General features: G+C 46.6%; 28 protein-coding genes. 20 read left to right on the top strand and 8 right to left on the bottom strand.

Annotated features, from left to right (window positions below; translation table 11 throughout):
• The 7 genes from QHH00_02280 to QHH00_02250 all read left to right on the top strand — a co-directional run.
• The coding region (locus tag QHH00_02280; GenBank protein MDH7508211.1) for a PAS domain-containing sensor histidine kinase at window positions 1-1,118 on the top strand (1,118 nt) is incomplete at its 5' end.
• A 242-nt stretch (window positions 1,119-1,360) separates the two neighbouring features.
• Window positions 1,361-1,858, top strand: coding sequence for a hypothetical protein (locus tag QHH00_02275; GenBank protein ID MDH7508210.1), 498 nt, complete (start codon window positions 1,361-1,363; stop codon window positions 1,856-1,858).
• Window positions 1,859-1,947: 89 nt separating this feature from the next.
• Complete coding sequence (gvpD, locus tag QHH00_02270; protein MDH7508209.1) at window positions 1,948-3,372, top strand: gas vesicle protein GvpD; 1,425 nt, start codon at window positions 1,948-1,950, stop codon at window positions 3,370-3,372.
• 342 nt (window positions 3,373-3,714) lie between these two features.
• Window positions 3,715-5,061, top strand: a complete 1,347-nt coding sequence (locus QHH00_02265) for a PAS domain-containing protein (GenBank protein MDH7508208.1) — start codon at window positions 3,715-3,717, stop codon at window positions 5,059-5,061.
• A gap of 1 nt (window position 5,062) precedes the next feature.
• Window positions 5,063-5,440, top strand: a complete 378-nt coding sequence (locus QHH00_02260) for a response regulator (GenBank protein ID MDH7508207.1) — start codon at window positions 5,063-5,065, stop codon at window positions 5,438-5,440.
• Window positions 5,441-5,781: 341 nt separating this feature from the next.
• Window positions 5,782-6,012, top strand: coding sequence for a hypothetical protein (locus QHH00_02255; GenBank protein ID MDH7508206.1), 231 nt, complete (start codon window positions 5,782-5,784; stop codon window positions 6,010-6,012).
• 76 nt (window positions 6,013-6,088) lie between these two features.
• Window positions 6,089-6,493, top strand: coding sequence for a CBS domain-containing protein (locus QHH00_02250; GenBank protein MDH7508205.1), 405 nt, complete (start codon window positions 6,089-6,091; stop codon window positions 6,491-6,493).
• A 2-nt stretch (window positions 6,494-6,495) separates the two neighbouring features.
• Here the strand turns inward: QHH00_02250 and acsA are convergent, their stop codons facing one another.
• Window positions 6,496-8,220, bottom strand: coding sequence for an acetate--CoA ligase (acsA, locus tag QHH00_02245; GenBank protein ID MDH7508204.1), 1,725 nt, complete (start codon window positions 8,218-8,220; stop codon window positions 6,496-6,498).
• A gap of 131 nt (window positions 8,221-8,351) precedes the next feature.
• Between acsA and QHH00_02240 the strand changes: the two genes are divergently transcribed.
• From QHH00_02240 to QHH00_02215, 6 genes are all read left to right on the top strand, one after another.
• Entirely contained in the window at window positions 8,352-9,602 is a 1,251-nt protein-coding gene (locus QHH00_02240; protein MDH7508203.1) for a 3-isopropylmalate dehydratase large subunit, read from the top strand.
• A gap of 2 nt (window positions 9,603-9,604) precedes the next feature.
• Window positions 9,605-10,105 carry a 3-isopropylmalate dehydratase small subunit gene (locus QHH00_02235; protein ID MDH7508202.1) on the top strand — a complete coding sequence of 167 codons (501 nt, stop codon included), beginning with the start codon at window positions 9,605-9,607 and terminating at the stop codon, window positions 10,103-10,105.
• Window positions 10,106-10,230: 125 nt separating this feature from the next.
• Entirely contained in the window at window positions 10,231-10,404 is a 174-nt protein-coding gene (locus QHH00_02230) for a DNA-directed RNA polymerase subunit K (protein ID MDH7508201.1), read from the top strand.
• Window positions 10,405-10,413: 9 nt separating this feature from the next.
• The gene (gene rpsB / locus QHH00_02225) at window positions 10,414-11,025 is read left to right on the top strand and encodes a 30S ribosomal protein S2 (GenBank protein ID MDH7508200.1); all 612 of its coding nucleotides are present in this window, start codon (window positions 10,414-10,416) and stop codon (window positions 11,023-11,025) included.
• A 73-nt stretch (window positions 11,026-11,098) separates the two neighbouring features.
• Window positions 11,099-11,914, top strand: coding sequence for an MEMO1 family protein (locus QHH00_02220; protein ID MDH7508199.1), 816 nt, complete (start codon window positions 11,099-11,101; stop codon window positions 11,912-11,914).
• Between the two features lie 196 nt (window positions 11,915-12,110).
• Window positions 12,111-12,647, top strand: coding sequence for a zinc ribbon domain-containing protein (locus tag QHH00_02215; GenBank protein ID MDH7508198.1), 537 nt, complete (start codon window positions 12,111-12,113; stop codon window positions 12,645-12,647).
• A 24-nt stretch (window positions 12,648-12,671) separates the two neighbouring features.
• Here the strand turns inward: QHH00_02215 and QHH00_02210 are convergent, their stop codons facing one another.
• From QHH00_02210 to QHH00_02200, 3 genes are all read right to left on the bottom strand, one after another.
• Window positions 12,672-13,556 carry a glycerol dehydrogenase gene (locus QHH00_02210; GenBank protein MDH7508197.1) on the bottom strand — a complete coding sequence of 295 codons (885 nt, stop codon included), beginning with the start codon at window positions 13,554-13,556 and terminating at the stop codon, window positions 12,672-12,674.
• Window positions 13,553-14,881, bottom strand: coding sequence for a hypothetical protein (locus QHH00_02205; GenBank protein MDH7508196.1), 1,329 nt, complete (start codon window positions 14,879-14,881; stop codon window positions 13,553-13,555). The genes QHH00_02210 and QHH00_02205 overlap by 4 nt, the downstream gene beginning before the upstream one ends.
• A gap of 236 nt (window positions 14,882-15,117) precedes the next feature.
• Window positions 15,118-15,732 (bottom strand): hypothetical protein, encoded by a 615-nt coding sequence (locus QHH00_02200; GenBank protein ID MDH7508195.1) that lies wholly within the window; start codon window positions 15,730-15,732, stop codon window positions 15,118-15,120.
• 161 nt (window positions 15,733-15,893) lie between these two features.
• Here QHH00_02200 and QHH00_02195 point away from each other — a divergent pair, with 161 nt between their 5' ends.
• Both QHH00_02195 and QHH00_02190 read left to right on the top strand, forming a co-directional pair.
• Entirely contained in the window at window positions 15,894-16,415 is a 522-nt protein-coding gene (locus QHH00_02195) for a hypothetical protein (GenBank protein MDH7508194.1), read from the top strand.
• Between the two features lie 86 nt (window positions 16,416-16,501).
• Window positions 16,502-17,572: a formate--phosphoribosylaminoimidazolecarboxamide ligase gene (locus tag QHH00_02190; GenBank protein ID MDH7508193.1), complete on the top strand. Its 1,071-nt coding sequence runs from the start codon at window positions 16,502-16,504 to the stop codon at window positions 17,570-17,572.
• A gap of 30 nt (window positions 17,573-17,602) precedes the next feature.
• On the opposite strand, the gene pdxS is transcribed toward QHH00_02190, so the two are convergent.
• Window positions 17,603-18,511, bottom strand: a complete 909-nt coding sequence (pdxS, locus tag QHH00_02185; protein MDH7508192.1) for a pyridoxal 5'-phosphate synthase lyase subunit PdxS — start codon at window positions 18,509-18,511, stop codon at window positions 17,603-17,605.
• Between the two features lie 157 nt (window positions 18,512-18,668).
• Between pdxS and QHH00_02180 the strand changes: the two genes are divergently transcribed.
• Window positions 18,669-19,823, top strand: a complete 1,155-nt coding sequence (locus QHH00_02180; protein MDH7508191.1) for a pyridoxal phosphate-dependent aminotransferase — start codon at window positions 18,669-18,671, stop codon at window positions 19,821-19,823.
• An 8-nt stretch (window positions 19,824-19,831) separates the two neighbouring features.
• Here QHH00_02180 and QHH00_02175 read toward each other — a convergent pair whose 3' ends face one another.
• Window positions 19,832-20,020, bottom strand: a complete 189-nt coding sequence (locus tag QHH00_02175; protein MDH7508190.1) for a methytransferase partner Trm112 — start codon at window positions 20,018-20,020, stop codon at window positions 19,832-19,834.
• 114 nt (window positions 20,021-20,134) lie between these two features.
• On the opposite strand from QHH00_02175, the gene QHH00_02170 reads away from it, so the two are divergent.
• Both QHH00_02170 and ltaE read left to right on the top strand, forming a co-directional pair.
• Window positions 20,135-21,115, top strand: coding sequence for a Gfo/Idh/MocA family oxidoreductase (locus tag QHH00_02170; protein MDH7508189.1), 981 nt, complete (start codon window positions 20,135-20,137; stop codon window positions 21,113-21,115).
• A gap of 79 nt (window positions 21,116-21,194) precedes the next feature.
• The gene (ltaE, locus tag QHH00_02165; GenBank protein MDH7508188.1) at window positions 21,195-22,223 is read left to right on the top strand and encodes a low-specificity L-threonine aldolase; all 1,029 of its coding nucleotides are present in this window, start codon (window positions 21,195-21,197) and stop codon (window positions 22,221-22,223) included.
• Here the strand turns inward: ltaE and QHH00_02160 are convergent, their stop codons facing one another.
• Together QHH00_02160 and QHH00_02155 are read right to left on the bottom strand one after the other, a co-directional pair.
• Window positions 22,224-23,522, bottom strand: a complete 1,299-nt coding sequence (locus QHH00_02160) for a nucleotide sugar dehydrogenase (protein ID MDH7508187.1) — start codon at window positions 23,520-23,522, stop codon at window positions 22,224-22,226.
• Window positions 23,523-23,720: 198 nt separating this feature from the next.
• Complete coding sequence (locus QHH00_02155; GenBank protein MDH7508186.1) at window positions 23,721-24,008, bottom strand: hypothetical protein; 288 nt, start codon at window positions 24,006-24,008, stop codon at window positions 23,721-23,723.
• On the opposite strand from QHH00_02155, the gene QHH00_02150 reads away from it, so the two are divergent.
• Both QHH00_02150 and serA read left to right on the top strand, forming a co-directional pair.
• Entirely contained in the window at window positions 24,007-25,068 is a 1,062-nt protein-coding gene (locus tag QHH00_02150; protein ID MDH7508185.1) for an aminotransferase class V-fold PLP-dependent enzyme, read from the top strand. The two genes, QHH00_02155 and QHH00_02150, sit on opposite strands and share 2 nt — an antisense overlap.
• On the top strand, window positions 25,068-26,675 hold the full coding sequence (gene serA / locus QHH00_02145) for a phosphoglycerate dehydrogenase (protein MDH7508184.1): 1,608 nt from the start codon (window positions 25,068-25,070) through the stop codon (window positions 26,673-26,675). The genes QHH00_02150 and serA overlap by 1 nt, the downstream gene beginning before the upstream one ends.
• Window positions 26,676-26,719: the final 44 nt, after the last annotated feature.

Raw genomic sequence — 26,719 nt, 5'->3', positions numbered from 1 at the left:
CAGAAATAGCGAAAGTCGCATTGAGTCACCAGTTCCTCATTTCTAAAAAGGATCAGGATTGGGTTGTCTTGGAAATGGCGCGGAGCTCGAACAAAAGGAGCTCATTGTTAGAGATCCAACAGACTTTTGAAAGTCTGCTGAGCAATCTCTCCGGGGTTGTCTACAGATGCCGCGATGACCCTAAATGGACGATGGAATTCATCGGCAATGCGTGCGCCGCCCTCACTGGTTACACACCGTCCGATATAGTCATGAATGCAAGGATCTCCTACGGTGACATTATACATCCTGAGGACAGATCTTTCGTCTGGGACGAGGTCCAGAAAGCGTTGAAGGAGCACAGACCATTCACGATCGAATACAGGATCGTCACTAGTCGGGGTGAGGAGAAATGGGTGTGGGAACATGGACAGGGGATTTATAGTGATTCTGGGGAAGCAGTGGCGATCGAGGGGTTCATCATGGATATCACCAGCAGGAAACGGGCAGAAGGAGCGATCAGACAGCTCAATGATATTCTCAAGGTGATTAATAGAACGATGAGGCATGACTTACTGAACGAATTGACTGTTATTGGCGGTTCCCTCGAACTCTTTCTGGAAATGAAAAACGAAAAGTTCATAACTAATGCACTAGTGGCCGTTAAGAAGAGCACGGAGCTAATAAGGAGAATGAAGGAACTCGAGCAGTTCGCGTTTTCTGGTCTTGGGCTCAAGCCGATCAGGGTTGGTGAGGTCCTTGAAAAGCTCGTTTGTAGCTATCCTATCAGATTCAATATCGAAGGTGACTGCATTGTAATGGCTGACGACGCTCTCATGTCAGTTTTCGATAACATCATCAGGAACGCGGTGCTTCATGGAAAGACTGATAGAATTGATATCGTTATTAACACTAATGAAAACTCGTGCGAAATCAAAGTGATCGACTATGGTATTGGGATCCCAGAGTCGATAAGGAACCGGATTTTCGATGAGGGTGTAAGTTATGGAAACAATCGTGGCTCTGGCCTAGGACTGTATCTGGCGAAGAAAACGATCGATCGGTATGGCGGGAGCATCCAAGTGGGGGAGAACAAACCGCATGGCGCCATTTTTGTTATTAATCTGAAAAAGGCGTGACTGCATTATGCGGTTTTCAGTGCATGCTTGCTCAAAAAATAAGACAAAAGATTTGTTTAAGAGAATTTCATTCAACGTGTGATATTTTTTCCTTTTTTTTAATGATTGGGTGTGGGGAACTCGATAAGAAACATGTTGATCAATGGTGGAATCATCTAAGGAATCTTTTCTATCATTCAATCTATCTTTTTCAATGTCGTGCATAAGGTCATTTAAATAGTCCCTGATCTAATGATAATGATATGATTGTTGAATTATTCCATGCTTCAAGATTTGGCAATGGCCAAAAAGTGGCGGAGGAGTTCAAGAATGTGATGAGTAATCATGGGCATCAGGTTAATGTTCACCATGTGAAAGAATCAAATCCTAAGGTAATTCCTATCGCTGACCTCTACGTATTCGGCTCACCGACGAGAATTGGAAGACCCATCGGCAGTATGCGCAGATTTCTCAAAAAAGCGAGGTTACCGCAAGGGGCAAAGTATGCTGTGTTTGCGACGCACGGGGAGGCGGTGCCCGATAGGAAAACGGGGAAAATGCCTACGGACGAGGAAATGGCTCGATGGAGGAAAACGATCCCAGAAATCGATGAGATTTTGAAGAGTAAAGGATTAGTGAAAGTAGCTGACATGATGTTTTTTGTTTCTGGAACGACGCTCAAAGGCCCTTTGACAGAAGGTTGGGAAAAGCGCGTTGATGAATTCGTTCTTTCTATTCTGCGTGGTCTTTCTGCTTCCTAATTTCATTATTACAAATGATTTGTGATGTGATGGCAAGATAGTGCGGTAATGAACAACATTAATTATCGAGTGCGCATTATTTGTATTCAATGAGAATCTCATGCGGCATTCCTAGTTTGGACGATATTCTCGGTGGCGGGCTAATACCCGGTAGGGCATATCTCATAAGAGGCGAACCTGGTGTCGGGAAGACAACACTCGGAATGCAGTTTCTTCTTGAGGGCACAAATCGTGGTGAAAGTTCGCTATTCATTACTCTCTCCGAAAATCCAGAGTCAATAAAAGCGAATGCATTGGCACTGGAGCTGGACCCGCAGGGGGTTCATTTCTTAGATCTCTCACCTACGCCTCAATACTTTGCTGAGGTTGAAACTTACGATATTTTCTCACCAGCGGAGGTAGAAAGAGAACCTATTACTTCGGCGATCGTGAGAAAGATTGAAGAGGTAACACCCAAAAGAGTTTTCATCGATTCTCTTACTCAATTTCGTTATCTGGCGCCTGATTCTTTTCAATATCGAAAGCAAGTGCTATCTTTAATTCGGTTCTTAATTGAAAAGGGAATTACGGTGATGTTTACGTCCGAATCAAGTCATGAGGCACCCGATGAAGATCTTCAATTTGTTGCAGATGGAATCATTGAGCTTGATAGGGATGAGAAAGCCTTTAGAATCCAGGTAACCAAAATGAGAGGCAGTACGTTCTTGCCAGGGGTTCATATAATGCGTATCGGCAATGGTGGAATCTCTGTTTTTCCTCGTATTATCCCTTTTTCATTTTCGAGAAACTTCGCCATGGAAAAAGTGCCGACTGGAATAGTTGGGCTGGATGAGATGTTGAGAGGAGGAATTGAAAGAGGCACAGTAACGATAATATCGGGTCCGTCGGGGGTCGGAAAAACTCTTCTTGCTCTGACGATAGTTTGCGAAGCTTGTGTTCGTGGTCATAAGGCCGCAGTTTATACTTTTGATGAAGACGTCGAAACAATCATAAGGGGAGGTGAAAGAATAGGATTGAAGATTCCTTTGATGGTGGGCGATGGTAGGTTGACCCTGAAACACATTCCTCCCTTGGTCTTAACGCCAGAGGAGTTTGCCCACATGGTTCTCATGGACGTAGAGAAGAGGAATGTTAAGTACGTCCTTTTGGACAGCCTCAGCGGGTACGGGTTGTCCGTAATGGGAGAAGACTTGAGGAAGCATCTCCATATTCTCTGTAGGATTCTGACTGCAAGAGGAGTTACAGTATTCATTCCAAACGAATTGAACGACATCGTAGGCGAACGGGTTATCTTGGGTCTGGATGTAAACTATCTCGCTGATAACATCATACTCCTTAGATATTATGAATACGAAGGGGAAATAAGAAGATGTATTGGAATCATCAAGATGAGGATTAGCGATTTTGATAAGTCTTTCAGGAGCTTCGAAATTACACCCAGAGGAATCATTGTGGGCTCTCCGCTTAAAAAAATGAGAGGCCTCTTGACAGGGATACCTGGCAAGGAAGAATAAAGGCATGGTATTTTTCGAGGGATTGATAATTCCGTCACCTGCGAATTGTCAGGATTCGGCTTTAGTAACTAGTACAAATCAAATGACTTCTGTGATTCTTAGAAAAAAGCAGAGATGAATAAAAATTATTTCGAACTCTACCAATCATATCCAATGGTTAGGGACGATAATCGAATTGCAAGGATATCCGCACTGTGTAACACGAAAGGATTGCGGGTCTAGATCAATATTATGCAGATGTTTGAAAAATGGATTAGAGGATGAAGTATATGAAGTAGAGCGTGAAATATTAGTAGTGAAATGAAGATAAAAATCGATGTCTTATCGCCCAGTAATCGAAAATTGCTTGATAATATGCTGGCAGAGAAATACGAAATCAGCAACGAGGATTTCGATCTTTTGATTATTGACGGTGTCTCGCTCAAGATGAAGTGGGAAGAGATCCGTCGGATGAGGAAGGAAAACATTCTTCTGCCCGTGCTCCTAGTTACAAGAAAGCAGGATCTCAGCCTTGCTGAAAAACACTTATGGAAAGATGTTGATGAACTAATAATTGAGCCTATTGAACGAGTGGAACTGATCGCGAGAATTGAAGTTTTGCTGAGGTTGAGGCGGCAAGCACTTGAGTTGAAGGAACACGCAGAGATGCTCGAAATTGAACTGGGTACATTATTGACCTCAATGGGGGAATCGGTCATCGTTATCAATCCTTCCTTTGAAATAAAGTATGTGAATCGGAAAACCGCTACAATACTGGAGAGTAAAGGCATTGAGAATGTTGTAGGTGCGAAGTGTTTCAATGTTTTTCATAACAGGAATGAGCCAATTGATGGATGTCCCTGTGTGAGGGCGATGAAAACTAAACAGGTTGAACGAGCGGAAGTCCAAATGGATCTCACAGGCGGTGAATATGCAATCATTGCCACCCCGGTTTTTCGAAGAGGAATAATCGAAAAGGTCATTCATCTCGCGGTAGATATGACCGAGGTAAATACCTATCGCAGAAAGATCGAAGAATTGAACAAGTTCTTAAATATCATTAATCAAATTAATTCTCTCATCATCTCTGAAAAGAATATTGACATTCTCATCAACAAGGTGGCTTCAAAGCTATCAGAGTTTTACAAATCGGTTTATATTGCTATAACAACTGGAGGTGCACTCAAATTCTATCCTGCCTCGCTTGATGACGCAGAATGTTTGAAAAAGGCAATGGCGGAGAAAATAGTCGTGTACCTTGAATCCCGATTGCACATCGATAGTTGCAGGTATGCTGGATCCCATAGTTGCTATTATTCAATGGCAATTCCCATGTGTACCGATAGTATCGTGAAAGGAGGAATCCTTATTCAATCTGAAAGGCCATTTTCTATTGAAGAAAGGGGAATGCTCGCCACTCTTGCTAACGATTTGGCTTTTGGGATCAGTGCTCGAGAAAACGAGGTACTAAAAGACGACGCGCTGGCACAGATAAGGGAAAATATGGATCATTTCGCACTTCTTGTGGACAATATCCGCAATCCGCTGGCAGCCGCACAAGGTTATCTTGAATTCTATGTTAGTGATGAATATGTGAAAGAGAAGATATGGATACAACATGAACGAATTGTTGAGCTCGTTAGAAAGTTGGAAAATGTTTGGCGATCTTCAGAAGAGTTGATGAAAGGAATGAAGAGGAGTATCGGTTGATATGGGTGGGATCCATAGAGTCCTCGTTGCAGAAGATGATGAAGCAGTTCTTGAGATCATGAAATTGATGCTCTCATCCCATTATGAAGTTAAAACTGCACCCAATGGCAAAATCGCAATTGATGTCTACATTGATTGGAAACCTGATGTTGTTCTCATGGACATTCTCATGCCGATCCTCGATGGCATCTCAGCAACACGGACGATCTTGAAAATGGACCCCAAAGCAAAAATAATAGGAGTTACCGCATATGCAACACAAAGAGGGAAGGAGATGCTTGAAGCTGGCGCTCTCGAAGTCATAACTAAACCGTTTTCCTCAAAATATTTAATTGAAAGAATAAAAAATCATCTAGCAGACGATGAAAGGGAAGGGTGATAAAACAGGTTCCGAATTTTCTCTCGTTGAATTAGTTGTTAGTGGTTCTCATTTTACCCATAGAAAGAATTTCAAATAAACTGTTCTCGAACTAGATCATTATGGTATCCCTCTCATTCAATGTTAAAATGAATTTTCATAAGAAATAATAGCCGATCTCAGCTTGATTGCAACCGGTGATTGATTGAGAAATTTGGGTTGCGCAATCGTAATTGGATCTCTCCATCCGCAACGGCGCAATAGTATCTCGATGTCGATAACAGTCTCGGCAAAGATCGGAAATGACCGGAGAGTCGAATTATATTAAGAGGTATACTTATACTACTCGTAATTTCCCTCGCGTGGATGAAAATATGATGTACCTCTCATTAAAGATCATGCAACAAAAGGATCAGACGTGTGGAATTATTGAAATCCATAAGAGAAAGACGATTACATGCACAGAAAAAATCGGTGTTATTTCTTTCGCTAGTGAGGAAGAAAAACGTTTCCTCATCGATCTCCTGACGAAAGGGGGAATTGCGGGGGATATTATCGAAAAACCGTGTGGGCAATCAAGAGAATTGCAATAGTGCGCACTATTGAGTCCCTCTTGTCTTCTGCGCGTGATGATTTTATATATCGTATGAAGATTGGGAGTAAGGTCATATGGTACTCCTCGTCAGAGATTTCATGACGCGCAAAAAGGAAGTCGTCTCAAGTAACGATTCAGTTATCAGCGCGATCGAGCTGATGGTTGAGAATGATGTAGGAAGCGTGGTCGTTGTCGATGATGATAGAGTCGTCGGTATCTTCACTGAAAGAGACCTTCTGCGTAGGTACCTTCAGGGCCAGTCAAAGCTTCTCTACATGACTGTGGCAGAGGTGATGAGCACTCCTGTAATCACTATCAAACCAGATGACAAACTTTCCGATGCTTTCAAAATTATGGGTGAAAGGAATATTAGACATTTGCCAGTAGTCGATGATGATGGAGGGCTCGTTGGTTATTTAACGTGGAAGGACATGTTCAAGTTCGTATCGCAGCGATTGGGATCTGATGAACTCGAGTAAACTCATTCTTCAAGCGTTGAAAGATCACCAACATCAAGCCCGAGCTCACGTGCTCTGAGAACGCGTCTCAGTATCTTGCCGCTGCGCGTCTTTGGCAGTCTGTCAACAAACTCAATCTCGCGTGGATAGGCATAAGCGGCGAGCTTTTGTTTGACGAAATGAGCTATGTCTTCTTTTAATTCCTCAGATGGTGTGAAACCTGGTCTGAGCGAAATGAATGCTTTGACGATCTCTCCTCTAATCTCATCGGGCTTTCCAATGACACCAGCTTCCGCAACGGCTGGATGTTCCAATAATACACTTTCGACCTCAAATGGCCCAATTCTCTCACCTGAGCTCTTGATTACGTCGTCCGCTCTTCCAAGGAACCAAAAGTACCCCTCCTCATCCCTGTAGGCCATATCACCAGCGACGTACCAGCCGGGTATTCTGAAATACTCGCGGTATTTCGGAGCATTGCGCCAGATCCCGACCATCATCGATGGCCAGCCAGGTCTGATTGCGAGGTATCCCTCGCGTCCTGGCGGCAACTCCTGCCCGTCATCATCGACTACCGCTGCTTGGACACCAGGTATGGGTCTACCCATCGAACCAGGTTTGATGTTTTGGCATGGATAGTTACAAATGAGCATCGCGCCTGTCTCTGTTTGCCACCAGGTATCGTGTATTCTCTTTTTGAGAACCCGCACGCCCCACCGCACAACCTCTGGATTGAGTGGTTCCCCGACACTACATATATGCCTCAGTTTGGAGAGATCGAATTCTTTGACGATGTCATCCCCCGCTTTCATCAGCATTCTTAGTGCTGTTGGAGCTGTGTACCAGACCGTGATACCATATTTTTCCAGAATGCGATACCAGACGCGCGCGTCGAACCGCCCCTCATATGACACGATCGAAGCGCCTAGTAGCCAGGGACCAATGATTCCATATGATGTCCCAGTGACCCATCCTGGGTCGGCCGTGCACCAATATGTGTCTTCCTCTTGGAGGTCGAGGACGATCCTGCTTGTGAAAAATTGCTGGATCATGGACTTGTGTCCGAGGAGCACGCCTTTCGGTTTTCCAGTTGTTCCCGATGTGTAATGGACCACATAGGGGTCATTGGGATCCATGCTAACAGGCCTAAAATCCGGTGAGCATGAAGAGATGAATTCGTTGAAGGAGATGCATCCAGTTGGGACCAGCTTCTCGTCATCTGTCACAACGATGATATTCGAGAGCTCAGTGAGTTCATCCAGAGTTGGCTGTATCCTTCGATATAGCTCAGGCGTTGTGACAAGGGTTCTCGCACCAGCATCCAGCAATCGGTCTTTGACTCCATCGGGTCCGAGCGCTGAAAACAGAGGGCCGACTATGGCCCCCATCTTGATCGTTCCGATCGCCGCAATGTAAAGTTCTGGGATTCTGTCGAGGTAGACGAAAACGCGGTCTCCCTTTTTTGTGCCCAGTTTCAAGAGCGCGTTTGCGAATCGATTCGTCTCCATCTGCATCTCTCTGAACGTGTACTTCTTCGTTGACCCATCAGCGCCTTCCCAATAGATAGCGATCTTGTTCTTTCTCCATCCTTTCGCGTGTCGATCGATCGCTTCGTACGCAATATTATATGGGGCGCCATTGGACCATTCGAATTCCTTTTCGAGTGATGCCCAGGTGAATTCTTTGCACATGTCCTCGTAATTCGTTAGATTGGCTCCTTCAAAAGGGGGAATGAGCTCGCTTTGCACATGGATTCCTCCGGTACTATGAGTCTTGTGGTAACCGCAATATATCTTTTTAAATTATCGTATATGATGTTCGACAATTGACGCAGAACTTCAGAAATAGCCATATAAGATACAGATGCTTCTCTTTCTGCATGGCCTCAATGACCTTTGCCCAAAAGATCCTTTCCCGAGCGTGCGGCCGACGGGTTGAGCCAGGTGATATTGTAAATGCGAGAATTGATCTCGCAATGTCGCATGAGAATACTGCCCTCGTGATCAAGGCCTTTAGGGAAATAGGTGCGGCAAAGGTCTGGGATCCTGAAAGAATCGTTATTCTATTTGATCATCGTGTGCCGGCGAATACTGTCAAAACAGCAGAAAGTCACAAATCCGTTAGGGAATTTGTAAAGAAAGAGGAGATCCGGAATTTCTATGATGTGAATGAAGGAGTCTGTCACCAGGTTCTTCCAGAGAAAGGTCATGTTTTGCCAGGCTTGCTCATTGTCGGTACGGATTCTCATACGACGACCTACGGTGCCTTCGGTGCTTTTGCGACGGGGATCGGAGCGACCGAGATGGCCGCAGTTTGGGCAACGGGAGAACTCTGGTTCAGGGTGCCTGAAACATTGAGAATTCGCATCGATGGACAAATGCCCGATCGTGTTTCAGCTAAGGATGTGATCTTAAATATCATCGGTACGCTTGGTGCTGAGGCCGCAAATTACATGGCCGTCGAATTCGTTGGCGATTGTGTTGATCGAATGTCTGTTGATTCGAGAATGGTTTTGTCTAACATGAGTATGGAAATGGGAGCTAAAATCGGTGTCGTCTTTCCGGATAAGAAGACCGAGAATTGGTTATCAGGTCGATCTGATAGATCATTTGAAGTTGTTCGTTCGGACGACTCAGCAAATGTGCAAATGGAGAAATTCGATGTTTCTGACCTTTCTCCCCAGATTGCAAAGCCCCACTCTGTCGATAATGTCGTTCCTGTTGAAGAAGTGGCTGGGACACCCATCGACCAAGCCCTCCTCGGGTCTTGCACGAACGGTCGATTGGAAGACCTCATGGCAGCGACTAAGATTTTAAATGGGAGGAAAGTGAGCGAATCTGTGAGATTCATCGTCGCACCTGCATCGAGGGAAGTCTATCTCTCAGCGGCGGAAAGTGGGATTCTGGCGTCGCTCGTTAAGTCAGGCGCAATCGTTTTGAATCCCGGATGTGGTCCTTGCCTCGGCGCACACCAGGGCGTTCTCGCGGCAGGAGAACGCTGCATCTCGACAACAAATCGAAATTTCAGGGGAAGAATGGGAAGCCCAGATGCGGAAATTTATCTTGCGAGCCCAGAGACGGTTGCTGCGAGCGCGCTCAAAGGTGAGATTACGGATCCAAGGACGGTGTGACGATGATCAAGGGACGTGTATGGAAGTACGGCGATCATATCAACACAGACCTTATCATCTCAGGTCGATATCTTGATGAATACGACATGAAGTCTCTTTCTGCCCATGTATTTGAAGACCTCGATCCGACATTCACAATTGGGGTCAAGCCAGGCGATATTATCGTTGCTGGTCGGAATTTTGGGTGTGGGTCAAGTAGAGAACAGGCACCAGCGGTTCTCAAAGAGAAGCGGGTAGGGGCCATAGTCGCTGCCAGTTTTGCACGAATTTTCTTTAGAAACGCGATCAATATCGGTCTCCCTGTCGTTATCTGTCCGGATGCTCATCGCATTTTGAATAAAGGGGACGTCATTACTCTTGACATAAGGGGTGGTTTTATCTTGAGGGAACCTGATGGCACTCGCATCAGATTCAATCCGCTCCCGGACTTCCTTGTTGACATCTTAGAGAAGGGAGGTCTCGTACCATACATGAGAGCAAAGCTCGGGAGGTGTGTTGCCTGATGTCGAGCTCCACGGAAATCGGCACGGGGAGATACATAGCCAGCGTGTCAGAAGATAATGAGGCTCGCTACAAAAGTTTTATAAGGCCCCCATCAATATGGGGGAAATCCCGGCATGGTGACTTTATGAAATATACAAGATTTGAGAAGGCGCGCATCATTGGAGCAAGGGCTCTGCAGATCTCCCTCGGTGCGCCCGTTCTCATCGACATTCCTGAAAACGTCATTGATCCGATTCAAATTGCTATGCTGGAATTTGAGAAAGGGGTTATCCCACTGACTGTCAAAAGAGATACATGAGGGTTTGCGATGACGGAGGAAACGAATACAGGGCTTCTAGTCTCTGAGGATATCTATCTCACATCGGGAGTTCACATCGGAACGCAGCAGAAAAGCGCAGACATGAAGCCATTCATATTCAAAGTGAGATCAGACGGTCTGTATGTTCTTGATGTGAAGCAAACTGATCAAAGGATCAGGGTGGCAGCGAAATTCCTTTCGAGATTCCCCGCCGACAAGATCGTTGTAGTCTCTGCACGGCAATATGGGCAAAAGCCAGCTAGAGTCTTCGCAAAAGCGATTGGCGCGCAGGTCATCCCTGGTCGCTTCGTACCTGGCAGCTTGACGAATCCCGCGCTTCCTCAATACATTGAACCGGAAGTTCTTTTCGTCACAGATCCTGCCGCGGATCAGCAAGCTGTCGCTGAGGCTCTCAACATAGGGATCCCGATCGTCGCTCTTTGCGACGCCAACAACGAAACAAGAAATGTCGACCTCGTCATCCCGACAAACAATAAGGGACGGAGAGCTCTCGCGTGCGTCTACTGGCTTTTGACCAGAGAGACGTTGAAGGAAAAGAAAATGATCGAAAGAGATTCAGATTTCAAGCTGACAATCGATGATTTCGAAGCGAGCCTCTGAGACATAGTGGATTGGTTGGCATTTTTTTAAACTCAAAACTTTGAAATAATCTAGCGCGCATCATTTCGTTAATATGAGATATCCTGCCGTTGCGGGGAAATTTTACGCAGGAAAGGAAAGGGAATTGAGAGAGGAAATTAGAAAATGTTTTCTTTCATCTCTTGGCCCAGGTTCGATTCCAGAGCTCTCACGTGATGGTGAAAGAAAGATCATTGGGGCCGTCGTGCCCCACGCAGGTTATGTTTACTCCGGCCCTATTGCCGCGCACGTTTATGCGGCAATCGCCCGCGACGGGTTCCCAAAGACCTTTGTGATTATTGGCCCTAACCACCACGCGATTGGAAGCGCGGTGGCGGTTGCAGGTGAAGACTTTGAAACGCCCCTAGGTGTATGTAAGCTCGATCGAGACCTATTGAAGAGGCTAGAGCGTGTAATGAGTGTAGACCCGATCGCTCACCAGTACGAGCATTCGATCGAAGTGCAACTGCCGTTTATTCAATTCTTCTCCGATGAAGTGAAAATCCTTCCGATATGCATGGCTTTGCAAGATTATGAGACAGCAATGGAGACTGCGAAGGAATTGCGGAAGGCGATTGAAGGCATGGACGTCATCATCATTGCATCAAGCGATTTTTCGCACTACGTACCCGCACATGAAGCAAAAGCGAAAGATATGGAAGTCATCAATCAAATCCTAGCGCTTAACCCAAGAGGGGTTTACGACGTTGTGATTAGAAGGGACGTTTCGATGTGCGGCTATGGTCCCGTAATGGCGATGCTCGAAGCTGCGAAGGGGAATGAAGCCCGATTGCTCAAGTATGGGACATCTGGTGATGTCTATCCGATGAGAGAGGTCGTGGGTTACGGTGCGATCGTCGTGACGAAGTGATTTCGAACCACTAATGTAGACAGTAATAATTAGCATTTCTTTATTATCATCAGGTCACTGGAATCACGCCGTTTCGAAAGATTCCCGTACCGTTCAGAATTGGTAATCTCGAAGGGGATTTGTTGTGCTGAATGAAGTACTATAAATAGATAGAAAAAGATATCATTTTGCCCTTTTGGGCGACGGAGGTATCAGGATGGAGGAACGTCCATATGATGAGATCATCGATGCAACATGTCCGAGTTGTCGCCACGCGGTCCCGATGGACGCCAACGTCTGTCCTTACTGCGGGTATGTCATAAAACCCGAGGTTGCTAAGGCGGCAGCACCGCAGAAGGCTCCTCCGCAGGCAGCTCCCGTTGGTGCTAGGCAAATGACGTCCAAGCCAGTAGTTGGTGGGGCTTTGATTATTATCTCGGGGCTTATCGGTATCGTCATGGGACTTATTCTTGCGGCGCTTTCTGGCGAGATTGAAGAGATGCTACAGGATATGTATGGCCCTGACGTCATTAGCGCCGTCGAAGGCGCTTTGGTCGCCTGTGGAGTAATCTGGTTTATCATCGGTCTGATTGCTTTAGTCGGTGGCGTCTTCGCGATAAGGAGGAAAAAATGGGGATTTGCGATCGTCGGTGGTGTCCTCGCATTATTGACCGTTGGGCCATGGTTCATTGGCTCAATATTGGGCCTCGTGGGACTCATCCTCATCGCGATGTCAAGGAACGAATTCAGTTGAGTGATTGCTCTGAAACCTTTTCCTTTATATCCTTTTCATTTTTCCTAAAATGGGTTCGTAGATCATTCCTTTATCGAGAAGAGAATTCGTAATCTCTTCAAGTTCATCTTTTTCGATCCCTTCTTTCCTCGCCTCTTCAACAATTTCATCCCATGGCGCCCCTTTTCCTTTTTTGTCAAGGCGGTCGATAATCGCCAAAACCTTTTCTTCATTATCGATATTATCGATGTTTCCTTCTTCATCGATTTCTTCGGGGAGCTCTACTGGCGTTTCGGGAATTTCCATTTGGTATTCTGGTAGCAGATACCTCAATGCATCAATAACTACGGCCCTGTATTTCTCAAAGTCAACTGATTGATAGTGAGCGACGCTTCTTACTACACCTTCTGAAAGCAACCTCGAGAAGCCGAGCTTCATGAGAGATTCGACCGTTGGATTTTCCATACGCCTTGCTTCCTCAGCCGCAGATATTCTCTTGAGCGTGGACTTGCATGTTTCGAGTATCCAGTAGTCGCGAATCTTCTCATCGACAACCGTCACTTTCTCGGGCCTGATCGATACGTAGAGTGCCCCCTCCTCTGGCGAATATGTTCTGCTCTTCCCCACTACTGCAATAAATTCCGGCGGCTTAATTCTAGCCAGTGCTATGGCCGCCTCTGGCTGGTACTGACCAGCCGAAATGTAGAATGTTCCCGTTGGATCGGTAATCCTTGCTTTCCAGAAAGGCTCTTCTTCAGTACCTGTGTTTTCAATATCTGTGAGGACACCAACAACAAAGAGTCTATTGATCATCGCGCCCAGCGGTGTGATCACGTAGGACGGTACCCTCTCCCCCTCTCCCTTGACTTCAAGACTCGATGCGTTATATTCTGCTGCGAATGTCCTCCATGCGACTTCCCTTGAGATCATGATAACCCCTCCAGTTCTGATAGTAAGGTTGTCGCCTCTGCTTTCACATCGGGTAACGCGATCCGGGCTGATCCAACGATCATCATGAGACCATATTCATCTTTTGTGACATTTCCAGAGATCTCAACGGGCTGGGCAATCAATTTACTTTCGATCTCTTCCCTCACAATTTCGGGAGACATCATCTCTTTTGCTTTTTTCATCGCCTCATCGAGCGTAATCCCTAGTAGGGACTCGGTAATTTTTCTATTGATGATTGCTGTGAGAACAGACTCACCGTCATCGATAACCGCTTTAATCCTGAGATCCGGCAAAGGTTGAACAGCGCCGTGAATCTTACAGAGATTCCTCTGGATCACCCTCTTGCAGGTGGGACATCTGAAAATCAATCCTGATCCATCACGCACATCAACGACGACGCCCTTTATTAGAATATCAATTCCACCACCAATCCTCTCGATATCGGCAATTGTTCTCAGGACGGGCTGGGAGAGTTCAATCACGGACGGAAAAGTTCCAGAGAACTTGTTGACCTCGGCACGCTCACCAAAATTGAGCTGCGGGATCCCCCGCCACCCTCGGACGTAGGCACCCTTTACAGTGACCACATCATTCTGTTTGAGTTCAAAGTTGTGCCATGCAGAAAACTGGGTTTTTCCTGTCGCATCTGCCATGACGCCTGAATATACAGTCTTTGAACCATCGGGCGTATCAACAACTCTCTTCTCCACCGAAAGAATGCGACCAGTGACCGTGACATTGTTCATACCGTCCTGGAGTTCACCGATTTTCACCTGTTTTGTTTCGGCAGAATATGGGAGTTCTATGTTTGATAGGTCAACTGAAACGGCATCTTGTCGCTCAACGATTGCCTTGTTTCCAAGATTGATTTGTGGCTCTCCATTCCATTCCCTAGTGTAGGCATTTCGAATGAGCAGAACGTCCCCTTTATTAAAATTGAATCGATCAGCATCCCACGCTGTGAAACTCGCGGCACCGCTCTCATCTGCGAATATCCCGTACAGAATCGGTTTGTTGGTTCCGTCAACCTCGATCTCCTTCTTGTTGAGGGAGACGACCTTGACGAGAAGATCGACTCTCTGTTCATTGGCAGTGAGCTCACTAATAAGTTTTCTTCGACTGCCCGAGAGGAGAGCTGGGTTCCCCCCGTATTTTCTGATTATGCTCCTTTTTGCAGTCTCTAACGAAACTCTGTATACTTCAATAAACGTTTTCAGTTCCCTCATAATTTGATCGTCATCAACACTCCCATTGAGTGCCTGGCTAATCTCCCTTACGTGGAGTGCTAGATCTTCTTTCTGCATTGAACGCCTCCATCTCTTTCCGTAATCTTATTCCTAATAGGGTTTATCTGAATTATCATTAATTGTATTATTGCAGGGGGGATTGAAAGTAGGGAGTGAGAACTACCTCAACTCACCATGCTATATCTTTTGATCAATAGAAATCCATCAAGAAAATTAATACGATCAGAATCCCGAAACTTCAAAAGAAGGTAAAAAGTAGTGATGATAAGATATCTGGCGCTTCAAAATCGTGTTCATTCAGTAAAGGTCTCGCCACGCTCGTAATTGTCCTTGAGGTGTTTAATCAAAATGTCCCTATTCCTTCGGAGATGTGATTCGTACCACGCCTTAACAACGTCTGCCAGTTTTTCGTGAAACTTATCTAAATCGAACTTAGCAAGAGGGGCATCGTATATGATAAATTGCCCAAAGACTCTCTTCCATCCAGAGTACTTATAGTAATGTTCGCCTTCGCAGTATTCAAAGACCATCCTGATGTGTGGCGTCGAATCCTCGTTGTAGTACCAAATCTTCAAAGAATCGCCCATTCTTCCTTGTTCCTGTGTCCTGTCAACGAGTTGTATGGTGTTAACTCCTGCAAAGTTGAAATCCTCTCTGAAACGCCATTGGTCAGGAAACTCATCGAATTGGGCGAAGGCGCTATACGAGGGTTCCATGGTGAAGTGGACATTGATTTTCCCAAACCTCATCCAAATCTTCCAAAAGTCTTCGATCAATGTGCGGTTTATCATTCTCTTTTGATTGTTGAGTTCCATGAGGTCCTTGCTGATAGCTTCAGTCTTTCGTTCCAGTTCGGCGTCCAATTGCGCGAACCAGTCCTCCTCCTTTGCAGCATTTTTTGGCGCCATTGTATTCCCTTAGTGCGTAATTGGACTGCTTGCTTAAAAATGTTGCTAAGTGTGTTATCTGCTGGATTAGGGGACTCTTTCACCGCAGTTATAAGCCCTTGATGTCTTCATTTACAGGATTTTAAAGAAGGTTTTTAGCATCTGAATGAAATCACCCTCCGATGGATATTTGGACAGAGTTCATGCACTTTCTGAATCAGTACTCGACAGATCCATTCACGTATGGCTTGATTTTCTTTATTTACGCGGTATCTGCGGCAATCATTCTCCCAATCCCCGTAGAGATCGGTCTCATTCTTAACCCTGAAACCCCCTTTCTTCTGAAGGCGCTCATCCTTGGAGCTGGTAAAGCTATCGGCAGTATCCTTGTCTTCTTTATCGGGTCAAAGGTTGAGGGGCGCGTGAGAAACTGGTCACAAAAATGGGGGTGGTTCAGATGGTTCGTTGAGAAGTCTGAACTTCTCGTCGAGAAGCTGAAATACCTTGGCCTTTACATCCTTCTCAGCATTCCCGGCATGGTCGATACAGTCCCAGTTTATGTTTTTTCCGTCTTCAACCGAGAAGGAGTGGTTCTTGAGCTGAGATACTTTGTCCTCGCGAACTTCCTAGGAGGAATCACGAGGGCCATCTTCTTGTATGCTTTATTTTATGGATTCGGAATCAATCTATTTGGCCATCTCTAATTCTTCATCTTAGGATTGCAATCTAACGTAAGTACGGAGCGAGGAGGGATGGAAAGATTTAAGCATTGAAGTGGAATTAAACAGTAATGGCACTAAGAACTAAGGTCAGTGAAATTCTCGAAGGTTACGACAAGAGTAAGATCACTATTGCCACATTATGCTCTCACTCGTCGCTACAGATTTTCCATGGCGCGAGACGCGAAGGTTTTAGAACAATCGGACTTGCCGTCAATCAAAGGACAAAATTCTACGATGCCTTTCCCCTAGCTAAACCTGATGAATTTATCAGGTTCGAAAGTTACGACGAAATCCTCGAAAGGGCGGATGAACTCATTGACCGCAATATCATTATTGTCCCACACGGCTCCTTTGTTGAGTACATGGGGACGGAAAAATTTGAGAAACTTCCAGTTCCGACTTTTGGGAACAGGGCAGTTCTCAAATGGGAATCGGATAGAGAGAAGCAGAGGGAGTGGCTGGTTTCGGCTGGTGTCGAGATGCCCAGGAAGATCAGTGATGCGAGGGAGATCGATAGGCCTGTTCTTGTTAAATACCATGGAGCCAAGGGCGGACGTGGTTTCTTCATCGCTAAGGACTATCCAGACTTTAAGCTCGGGATCGATGAAAGTCAGCCATATACCATTCAAGAATATGTGCTCGGGACAAGATACTACTTGCACTACTTTTATTCGCCAATAAAGGAAGATGGATACAGGGTTGCGGAGGGCAGTCTTGAGCTCCTTTCGATGGATAGGCGCGACGAGAGCAACATCGACGAGATGTATAAACTCGGTGCCCAGGAAGAGCTCAAGAAGCTTGGACTTTATCCCACATTCGTCGTCACAGGTAACGTCCCCGTTGTCATAAGGGAAAGCCTGCTACCGAAGATTTTCGATATGGGCGAACGTGTGATCAACCGGTCAATCGAATTATTCGGAGGTATGATCGGTCCGTTCTGCCTTGAGACGATAGTCACAGACAAGCTTGAATTCAAGGTCTTCGAGATCTCATCGCGCATTGTCGCCGGAACAAATCCATTTATTTCTGGATCTCCTTATTCTGATCTTATTGAGCCTGAGCTGAGCACCGGAAGGCGGATTGCGAGAGAGATTAAGATTGCGAGGGATAGAGGTTTACTGCATAAGATCGTCTCGTAGGCTTGCGATCCCGGTTGATTTATTCTAGACTCACCACCCGCGCTCCTGCAACCTTTGTTCTGGTCTTATTGCTGAAATTTCGATACCCTTCATTGCCTCGCCGAGGCCTTTGGATATCTCTGCTAGTGTTACTGGGTCGTCAAAGTGCGTGACCGCTTCAACAATCGCCCTTGCCCTTTCCTCGGGGTTTTCAGACTTGAAAATACCGGACCCGACGAAGACACCATCTGATCCTAGTTGCATCATCAGGGCTGCATCTGCAGGGGTCGCGATACCACCGGCAGCGAAATTCACGACAGGAAGGCGCTGGAGTTCTGCGACTTCCTTAACGAGATAAAACGGCGCCTGTATCTCCCTGGCAACGGTCATAAGTTCTTCATCTTCTTTTCCTTTCAATTCTCTGATCTTCCCCATGATCACCCTCTGGTGTCTGACCGCTTCAATCACATTGCCTGTACCCGCTTCACCCTTTGTCCGGATCATCGCTGCGCCCTCGTCGATGCGCCTGAGTGCCTCCCCGAGGTCCCTCGCCCCGCAGACAAAGGGGACAGTAAACTTCTTTTTATCAACATGGTAGAACGGGTCAGCAGGGGTGAGCACTTCCGATTCGTCGATCATATCAACCCCAAGGGCTTCGAGTATCTGTGCTTCGACGAAATGACCTATTCTGCATTTCGCCATGACTGGAATTGTAACTGCGTCCATGATCTCAAGTATTTTCTTCGGATCGGCCATGCGGGCGACGCCTCCTTGTGCCCTGATATCAGCAGGGACCCGCTCGAGTGCCATAACTGCGACTGCCCCAGCGTCTTCTGCGATTCCGGCCTGCTCAGCGTTTGTAACATCCATTACAACGCCACCCTTCTGCATTTTTGCGAATCCTCTCTTGAGAAGTTCGGTCCCGCATCTGAGTTTGGCCAGATCAAGTTCTAATGGCATTTTCTTCACCGATCCACTTTAGTTGTGCGCCATTATTTATTGTTTTCCTAAAGCATGCCGGATTGCGTATTGAATTTTCTGTCTATCGTATTCATCTCTCTATTGTTAATGATCGGGTGTGAAAAAAACTAAAAGCTCGACCTCGTTGCGGTCTTTGATGGTTTCGCAGCGTGTCAAACGTGTCGAAGAGTCCGGCACAGTGAGGATATCAAATATTGTGAGTAAGCTCAAACAGGAAGGCGTTGATATTATTTCGTTCTCGATGGGTGAACCTGACTTTCCAACGCCTGAAAACATCACCAATGCATGCATCAAGGCGCTTAAGGAGAATTTTACGCACTACACGTCCTCAGCTGGAATTCCCGAATTGAGGAAAGCAGTCGCCGAGAAAAGCAGGAAAGAAAATGGGATTCCATGTGATGAGAAGCATGTTTTAATTACGCCATCAAAACAAGCGATCTTTTTGAGCATGTTGGCTATTCTCGACGACGGTGACGAGGTCATACTTCCTGATCCGTCCTGGGGGACATTTGAGGCCTGCGTCAGGGTTGCCGGCGGTGTTCCAAAGTTTCTGCCTCTTGAAGCAGAAAACGGTTTCCGAATGTCTCCAGAGGCAATGGCAGAACTCATTACGGACAAGACAAAGATGGTCCTTGTCAACTCTCCGTCGAATCCTTGTGGCGCTGTCCAGAGCTTGGAAGATCTCAAGGGGATCGCCGACTTGGCGAAGGACCACGATTTGATCGTGCTGGCGGATGAGGTCTATGAGAAGATCATATATGAGGGCACGCACTACTCGATCGCATCGTTTGATGGTATGTTCGAACGAACGATTACGATCAACGGGTTCTCAAAGACCTATGCAATGACGGGGTGGCGGATTGGGTGGGTGGTCGCGCCGACTGAGATCATGAGGGAGCTCAACAAATTGCAGACCCACTCCTTAACATGCGCAACTTCATTTGTCCAAATTGCAGCGCTCGAGGCGTTGAAAGGGCCGCAAGATTCCGTCAGGAAAATGGTAGATGAGTTTAGGGCAAGAAGAGATATTGTCTGGGAGTTGATGAACGAAATCCCTTCACTGAGCTCGCCGAAACCCAAGGGAGCTTTCTATGCATTTCCGTCTTATGATTTCAGGATGTCATCCGAGGAACTAGCGGCCTACCTCTTGGAAAAAGCGCATGTGGCTGTTACACCTGGGTCGGCCTTTGGCCCCTCGGGTGAGGGACATATCAGGTTATCATTTGCAACGAGCAGGGGCGCGATTATTGAGGGAATGAAAAGAATCAAAGAAGCACTGGAAAAGCTCTAATTAATATTTCATCCTCCGTTCCTCTCTGGGGGGATCATATTCGGGATGCCATTTTCAATCTGATAGTTTATTTGGCACTTCGGACATCGTAGCACCCCCTGCACGATCTCCTTTTCATTCTCTTCAATTACATGGAGCTCGAGCGGATGATGCTTGCAAACTGGACAGGCGAGAATATCGAGGAGTCTTCTTTTCAATTGATCACCGAATGAGGTCACTTACCACTCATTTCTGATATATTTTTTGCGCATCGTCTGATATCTAGTCATACATCGCTGGGATTTAATACTGCATAATGTGATCGAAGATGCATGATTCGGACAGGGGTTATCGGCGTCGGATACATGGGTCAGAATCACGCGAGAATCTATTCGGAAATTTCAGAACTTGTAGGGATCTACGACGTCGATACCGAGCATTCACGCGCTGTCGCGCGTCGCTTTGGAACCCAGGCGTTTGAGAAAATAGACGATCTGATCCGCAGGGCCGAGGCATTGAGTATCTGCGCACCAACGGCCGAACACTTTCATCTCGCACTCATGGCAATAAAAGCGGGTAAGTCGGTCTTATTGGAAAAACCGTTCACAGGTGACTCAAAAAAAGCGAGCTTGCTGGCGAATGAGGCCGAAAAACAGAGTATCGTCCTTGCAGGCGGATTCGTTGAAAGATTTAACCCCGTTGTTTCTGCGGCTAAGGAGGCACTTGAAGTCGGCAGATTTGGAAAGCTCATATCGATATCTTCGAGGAGGGTTTCCTCATTTCCATCACGAATAAGGGATGTGGGTGTGATCATGGATCTGGCAATCCACGACATCGACGTGATCAGGTATATCACCTCCTCTGAAATCAGTGAAGTTTTTGGCATGGGGGGTAAATTCGCAAATGATAAATTCGAGGATTACGTGAATCTCCTGCTCGAGCTCGAATGCGGCGTGACGGGTCATGTTGAAACAAACTGGCTTACACCTATGAAGGTGAGAAAAGTATCGATGACCTGCAGTAAAGGGTACGTTCAACTCGATTACATCGATCAGGTGCTCGAAGTATCGTCATCAGAAATCAAGGAAATCGATCCAGGTAATTTGTTCCAAGTGCCATTGGAATTCGATGTGCGCCGTATCTCATTAAAAAAGGAAGAGCCGCTAAAGAGGGAACTCCAAGATTTTCTCGCAGCGGTAAGGTCTTCAGGGAAACCGGCGGTAAGAGCAGAAGACGCAATTATGGATCTAAAGGTATGCGAGGCTGCAATCCAATCTGTCCGGGAAAAGAGAAAGATCGAGATTGCACATTAAAGGACCTAAATGGTCATCAAGTTACACATTCGTCCGAAAGATTTCTTTACGCACTTATCGTACTTGGGGTTGTGAGAGTATGCGAATCATCGATTTGCGAAGCGACACTGTGACACTTCCCACAAAGGAAATGCTTCTGAGCATTCTCGATGCCGAGTTAGGCGACGACGTTGCGGGGGAAGATCCAACCGTCAACAGATTGGAGCAGCTTGCAGCTGAGAGATTTGGCACAGAGGCGGCGTTGTTGACGCCGACCGGCACGCAAAGTAACCTTATCGCAGTGATGACTCACTGCCATCGCGGTGACGAAATGCTTGTTGAATCCGAAGCGCATATCTACTATTATGAAGTCGGCGGAATGTCGGCGATTGCCGGCGTTATTCCTCGTTTAATCAGAGGAAAGTATGGGGTGTTCACTGGCGAAGACGTTCAAGCTGCTTTACGGGGAAATGATCTGCATTTTCCACCCTCGACGCTTGTTGAGATCGAGAACACGCATAACAGGGCAGGTGGAACAGTATGGAGACCCGATGAGGTAAGAGGGGTTGCCAGAGTAGCACATGATTTCGGAATGAAAGTGCATATCGACGGCGCCCGGATCTTTAATGCCGCCATTGCTTTAGGTGTTGATGTGAGGGAGTATGCTAGACATGTTGACAGCATCAGTTTCTGTCTATCGAAGGGTCTCTGTGCGCCGGTTGGGTCCGTACTTGTGGGGAACAAGGAGTTCATTGAGAAGGCAAGGAAAGTGAGGAAAATGCTCGGCGGGGGGATGCGGCAAGCTGGTGTAATCGCCGCACCGGGCATTATCGCCCTGACGAAGATGGTTGACCGATTGAAAGAAGATCATGACAACGCGAAAAAATTGGCGAGAGGTCTTAATCAAATCGGGTCATTGAAGGTCGACATGAAAAGGGTTCAGACGAATATCGTGCTACTAGATGTCTCGTCTTTGAACATGAGATCCACGGAATTCGTCCTGAAAGCGAGGGAAAAGGGGCTGCTTGTCACTGATTTCGGAGGAACCACTGTGCGGTTCGTTACTCATTATGGGATTACAGAAGAAGACATTGATGTGGCGATCGGGATTGTCGAATCGATCTGCTGATCAACGGCCCTTGCCGATTCCTCGATAGATGAAACCTTCCTCTCTACACTTTCTGGCGTCGAAAAGATTGCGTCCATCCACGATAATTCTCGTCCGCATGAGTCGTGCCAATTCTTGAAGATCAATCGTATTATATTCGCTGTGATCTGTGACAAAGATGGCACAGTCTGAACCCCTCAAGGCCTCTTTGATGTCTCTTGTAAAATCTATGTCAGTCGGCGGCTCTGCATAAGGATCGTGGACAATGATTCTTGTATCTTTGCGCAGTATGTCGATTACAGCGAGCGCGGGAGAGTTTCTCGTGTCCCCGATGTCTTTTCTGAAAGCGAGACCGAATACCGATACTTTCGGTTTCGACTTATCTATCCCAGCCTCACAGAGTGCCTCCATCGCCAGCGCAGCGAGATGTTCAGGCATCGAATCGTTGATCGCTCTCGCAGTCGAAATCAAAGGAAGCGATCGACCGGTGATCGAACTCGCGAATAACCACGGATCCTTGGTCAAGCAGTGGCCACCGACACCCGACCCGGGCAAGTGCATATCCCTGAAAGGTGAGGTATTGACAAGCCTCCTTACTTCAAAAACATCCACTCCGAGATCTTCACAGGCCAGTGCGACCTCATTTGCGAATGCTATCTGGACGTCTCTGTAGGCGTTCTCGACGGTCTTGACTATTTCAGCCGTTATCATGTCTGTCTGATAAATTGGGGCTTCGACGATGGTTGAATAGATGTCACGAGCGAGCGAGAGCGACCTTTCATTCCGGAAGCCGATGATCCTTGCATTTCTTTTCAGGCTTTCTATAACATTCCCAGGCAGAATTCTTTCTGGGGAATAGGCGATGAAAAAATCTTTATCCGCCTGTAATCCAGAAATGCTTTCTAGGCGCGGAATTACGAAATTATTCATCGTTCCAGGAGGAAGCGTTGATTCAACTACGACTAACGTACCTCTCCTCAGCCTCTTCCCTACTTCCATCACTGCACTTTCGAGAAATGTCAAAACCGGTCGTTGAGATTCGTCTATTGGGACATCAACGCATATGAAGATAGCATCGGCCTTTGAGCAGATTTCTGGGTCTGATGTTGCGATCAGTTTTCCACTATTGACAACATTTAGAAGAATCTCCTTTAAACCAGGTTCTTTCCCTCTCAATGGACAAATGCCTTGGTTAATCGTTTCTACTTTCTTTTTATCTCTTTCCAATCCCACTGTTTCGTAACCTTTATCAGCAAACAAGCACGCCAATGGCAGACCAACGTAGCCTAATCCAACGACGCAAATCCTTCTTGAGATCATCTAGCTTCCGAATTCACTCAGCATCTATAATAACCTTCTACAATTGCTGGTCAATGTAATCCTACTCTCAGAGCAAGTACGTTCGTCCAATTCCTTGGTCGATCTCACTTTTCGCATTAGGTTCAATTAATCCAATTTGTGATTAAACTTTGTCTTTCTCATTTAGAACGATCAACGGCTCTCCGTTCGTGAGCGTTTTTAATAATTGATCAATTCCTTGCAGTAAGTTTTATATCGGTACATTTGTGATACAGGCATCACAATGTTACATAGTGACATGCTTGGCATCTCAGTAATTGATTTGACCTCGGTAGCGCGTAGCAGAGGTATGCCAGGCATGAGTATTTTGAGTATTCGAATGAATTCATGTGGATGCTGGCCGATCAGCTCTGGATCTGGATGTGGATGTGGAGGAGCATCACGGATGCCCTCCGCTTTCCCCGCGCGATCCTGAGCGTCGTGCGGTGAATTCTGGGGGGTGTCCATGTATCGCAAATTATTTACTGTAGGCCCTGTCGAGGTCCGGCGGGAAGTCCTGGAGGCGATGACAAAGCCGATGATTGTGCACCGGGGTAAGGAATACGAGCATCTTCAGGAAAGCATCGTTGAGAAGATCCGCAAAGCGCTCGAAGTGGACATGGATATTCTAATAGCTCCATCGTCATCGACTGGTCTTCTCGAATCGTGCGTGAGGTGCGGTGTCAGGAAGAAGATGGCCGGTATATCAAACGGTGCCTTTGGGGAGCGCTGGCAATCGATCGGCGTTTTGAATGGAAAAACGGTGCAAGGCATTGAGGTACCTTGGGGTAAAGCGATTAGGGGCGATTATGTGATAGATACCCTGCAGGAGGACGTCGAGGCGGTTACTATCGTTGCTAATGAAAGCTCAACTGGTGTTTTCAATCCACTTGATGAAGTCATCAATGCTATACGTTCAAAATGCGATCCTCTCATTTTTATCGATGCGGTGACCGCTGCATTCGCCATCGATCTAAAATTGAGATCTCTGGAGGCAGATGCAGTCGTGTTCGGGACACAGAAAGCACTCGCACTCCCGCCCGGTCTCGCCATAATCTGCGTGAGCGAAAGGTTATTAGAAAAAGCAAAAAGCGTGGAGAACAGGGGATATTATTTCGATTTACTGGAAATGAAGAAGTTCGCTGACAAGAATTTGCCCGTTACGACTCCACCGATTTCTCTAATGTACGCTCTGGATTTCCAGCTTGAAAGGATTTTGAGGGAAGGGATGAGACAAAGGTATGCGAGGCACAAGGCGATGGCAGATGCTGTAAGATCTTGGGCCGCTAAGAGACTCTCTCTTTTCGCCGAGGAGGGATACAGGTCTGACACTATCACTGTGATTTCAAGAGGAAGTGTAAGTTTCGATCAATTGCAGGAGGAGCTTAAAAAGAAAGGCTACGAGATTTCGCCTGGTTATGGGAGAATCAAAGATTTGACCTTCCGGATCGGACACATGGGCGACCTCACTGTGAAAGAAATTGAGGAACTCCTGAGAGCGATGGACGAGGTACTGGAGGCGTCATAATGAAGATACTCGTTACTGATGAGATTTCAAAGGAAGGGCTTGAAATACTGCGCCGAGACTCGAGTGTTGAGGTTGATATTAGGCCGAATATTAGCCACGAGGAACTCATGAAGATCATACATGAGTATGATGGGATTATTATCAGAAGCGGCACGAAGATCACGAGGGATGTAATCGATGCTGGCAAGAATCTCAAAGTCATTGGTCGTGCGGGCGTCGGCGTCGATAATGTCGACGTCGAGTATGCGACAATGAAAGGCATTCTAGTCATGAATACCCCATCAGCCAACATCATCTCGGCGGCTGAGCATACAATGGCAATGATTCTGGCGCTGGCGAGGAATATTGTGTGGGCTGACGCCTCATTAAAGAGCGGAAAATGGGAGAGGGGTAAGTTTACAGGCATTGAACTTAGTGGAAAGACTTTGGCGATTATCGGTATTGGTCGGGTCGGCGCAGAGGTGGCAAAGCGCGCCAAAGCATTTCAGATGAGGTTAGTCGGATACGATCCCTTTATCTCGCCTGAAACTGCAGTAAAAGTTGGCGTTCGGCTATTGCCGCTCGAGAAGGCGCTTGAAGAGGCTGATATCGTCACGATCCACGCACCGTTGACCCCATCAACATATCATCTGATCGGCAAGGATCAGATCAATCTCATGAAGCCAACGGCACTGCTTGTCAACTGTGCAAGAGGGGGCATTGTCGATGAAGAAGCCCTTTATGAGGCGCTGAAAACGAGGAGGATCGCTGGTGCGGCGCTTGATGTTTTCGAAAAGGAGCCACCGATCGGTTCAAAACTCCTTGAACTACCCAATATCGTCACGACACCGCATCTCGGTGCGTCAACGAGGGAAGCTCAAGAAAGAGTTTCACTTGAAATGGCAGAGCATGTGAAGCTCTTTTTGACTGAACATAAGATCACGAATGCTGTCAACGCACCAATTGGTCGGATAGAGCAGAAAATTATTCCATTCATCTCTGTAGCGGAAAAGCTCGGTGCATTCGCATTTCAGCTCGTCGACGGGCCAATAAGGAGAATCGAAGTCTCGTATTCTGGTGAGCTCGCAACACTTGATACGAAAATGTTGACAATTTCTGCGTTAATCGGTGTTCTATCGAACATCACGGGTGAAAACACGAATATTATTAACGCCCAGGTGATTGCAAAAGAAAAAGGTATCCAGGTCATCGAGTCGAGAGTGGAAGAGACGTCTCAGTATTTCAACACGATCAACGTAAGGATTCATTCGGACGGGATCAAACGGGAAGTGCGTGGTACTGCTTTCCCAGCAAATGAACCGCGGCTCCTGGGCATCGACTCATTCGACGTTGACCTACCGCTAGAGGGCGATTTCCTCATGACTACGCATAACGATGTTCCTGGTGTAATTGGTAAGGTTGGTACAATTCTTGGCAGCAGGGGAATCAATATTGCGAGGATGGGTGTCGGGCGCGAGAGCAGGGGAGGTCGGGCACTCATGTTACTCACTGTCGATGATCCAGTTCCATCGGAGGTCCTCAATGAGGTCAAGAAGCTTGGGGAGTTCCACGAGGTCAGGTATATAGCATTGAGTAAGCTAAAACCAAAGGAATACATGATCTTCTAACGAATGATCGCGTTTGAGCGCTCGATGTCGGAAAAATGTATTAT

The sequence above is a fragment of the Methanomassiliicoccales archaeon genome (genome assembly GCA_029907465.1).
In the GTDB taxonomy this organism is placed as follows: domain Archaea; phylum Thermoplasmatota; class Thermoplasmata; order Methanomassiliicoccales; family JACIVX01; genus JACIVX01.
This window is presented reverse-complemented; position numbering and strand designations above follow the sequence as displayed.

Coding starts and splice junctions, on each gene's coding strand:
- QHH00_02205 (MDH7508196.1), bottom strand. CDS start 14,881: ATGCAGAAAGAAGATCTAGCACTCCACGTAAGGGAGATTAGCCAGGCA.
- QHH00_02150 (MDH7508185.1), top strand. CDS start 24,007: ATGTATCGCAAATTATTTACTGTAGGCCCTGTCGAGGTCCGGCGGGAA.
- QHH00_02190 (MDH7508193.1), top strand. CDS start 16,502: ATGGCACTAAGAACTAAGGTCAGTGAAATTCTCGAAGGTTACGACAAG.
- QHH00_02195 (MDH7508194.1), top strand. CDS start 15,894: ATGGATATTTGGACAGAGTTCATGCACTTTCTGAATCAGTACTCGACA.
- pdxS (MDH7508192.1), bottom strand. CDS start 18,511: ATGCCATTAGAACTTGATCTGGCCAAACTCAGATGCGGGACCGAACTT.
- QHH00_02210 (MDH7508197.1), bottom strand. CDS start 13,556: ATGATCTCAAGGGAAGTCGCATGGAGGACATTCGCAGCAGAATATAAC.
- QHH00_02160 (MDH7508187.1), bottom strand. CDS start 23,522: ATGATCTCAAGAAGGATTTGCGTCGTTGGATTAGGCTACGTTGGTCTG.
- QHH00_02170 (MDH7508189.1), top strand. CDS start 20,135: ATGATTCGGACAGGGGTTATCGGCGTCGGATACATGGGTCAGAATCAC.
- QHH00_02220 (MDH7508199.1), top strand. CDS start 11,099: ATGAGATATCCTGCCGTTGCGGGGAAATTTTACGCAGGAAAGGAAAGG.
- QHH00_02180 (MDH7508191.1), top strand. CDS start 18,669: ATGGTTTCGCAGCGTGTCAAACGTGTCGAAGAGTCCGGCACAGTGAGG.
- QHH00_02250 (MDH7508205.1), top strand. CDS start 6,089: ATGGTACTCCTCGTCAGAGATTTCATGACGCGCAAAAAGGAAGTCGTC.
- QHH00_02275 (MDH7508210.1), top strand. CDS start 1,361: ATGATTGTTGAATTATTCCATGCTTCAAGATTTGGCAATGGCCAAAAA.
- rpsB (MDH7508200.1), top strand. CDS start 10,414: ATGACGGAGGAAACGAATACAGGGCTTCTAGTCTCTGAGGATATCTAT.
- ltaE (MDH7508188.1), top strand. CDS start 21,195: ATGCGAATCATCGATTTGCGAAGCGACACTGTGACACTTCCCACAAAG.
- gvpD (MDH7508209.1), top strand. CDS start 1,948: ATGAGAATCTCATGCGGCATTCCTAGTTTGGACGATATTCTCGGTGGC.
- QHH00_02155 (MDH7508186.1), bottom strand. CDS start 24,008: ATGGACACCCCCCAGAATTCACCGCACGACGCTCAGGATCGCGCGGGG.
- QHH00_02240 (MDH7508203.1), top strand. CDS start 8,352: ATGGCCTCAATGACCTTTGCCCAAAAGATCCTTTCCCGAGCGTGCGGC.
- QHH00_02235 (MDH7508202.1), top strand. CDS start 9,605: ATGATCAAGGGACGTGTATGGAAGTACGGCGATCATATCAACACAGAC.
- QHH00_02230 (MDH7508201.1), top strand. CDS start 10,231: ATGAAATATACAAGATTTGAGAAGGCGCGCATCATTGGAGCAAGGGCT.
- serA (MDH7508184.1), top strand. CDS start 25,068: ATGAAGATACTCGTTACTGATGAGATTTCAAAGGAAGGGCTTGAAATA.
- QHH00_02260 (MDH7508207.1), top strand. CDS start 5,063: ATGGGTGGGATCCATAGAGTCCTCGTTGCAGAAGATGATGAAGCAGTT.
- QHH00_02215 (MDH7508198.1), top strand. CDS start 12,111: ATGGAGGAACGTCCATATGATGAGATCATCGATGCAACATGTCCGAGT.
- QHH00_02200 (MDH7508195.1), bottom strand. CDS start 15,732: ATGGCGCCAAAAAATGCTGCAAAGGAGGAGGACTGGTTCGCGCAATTG.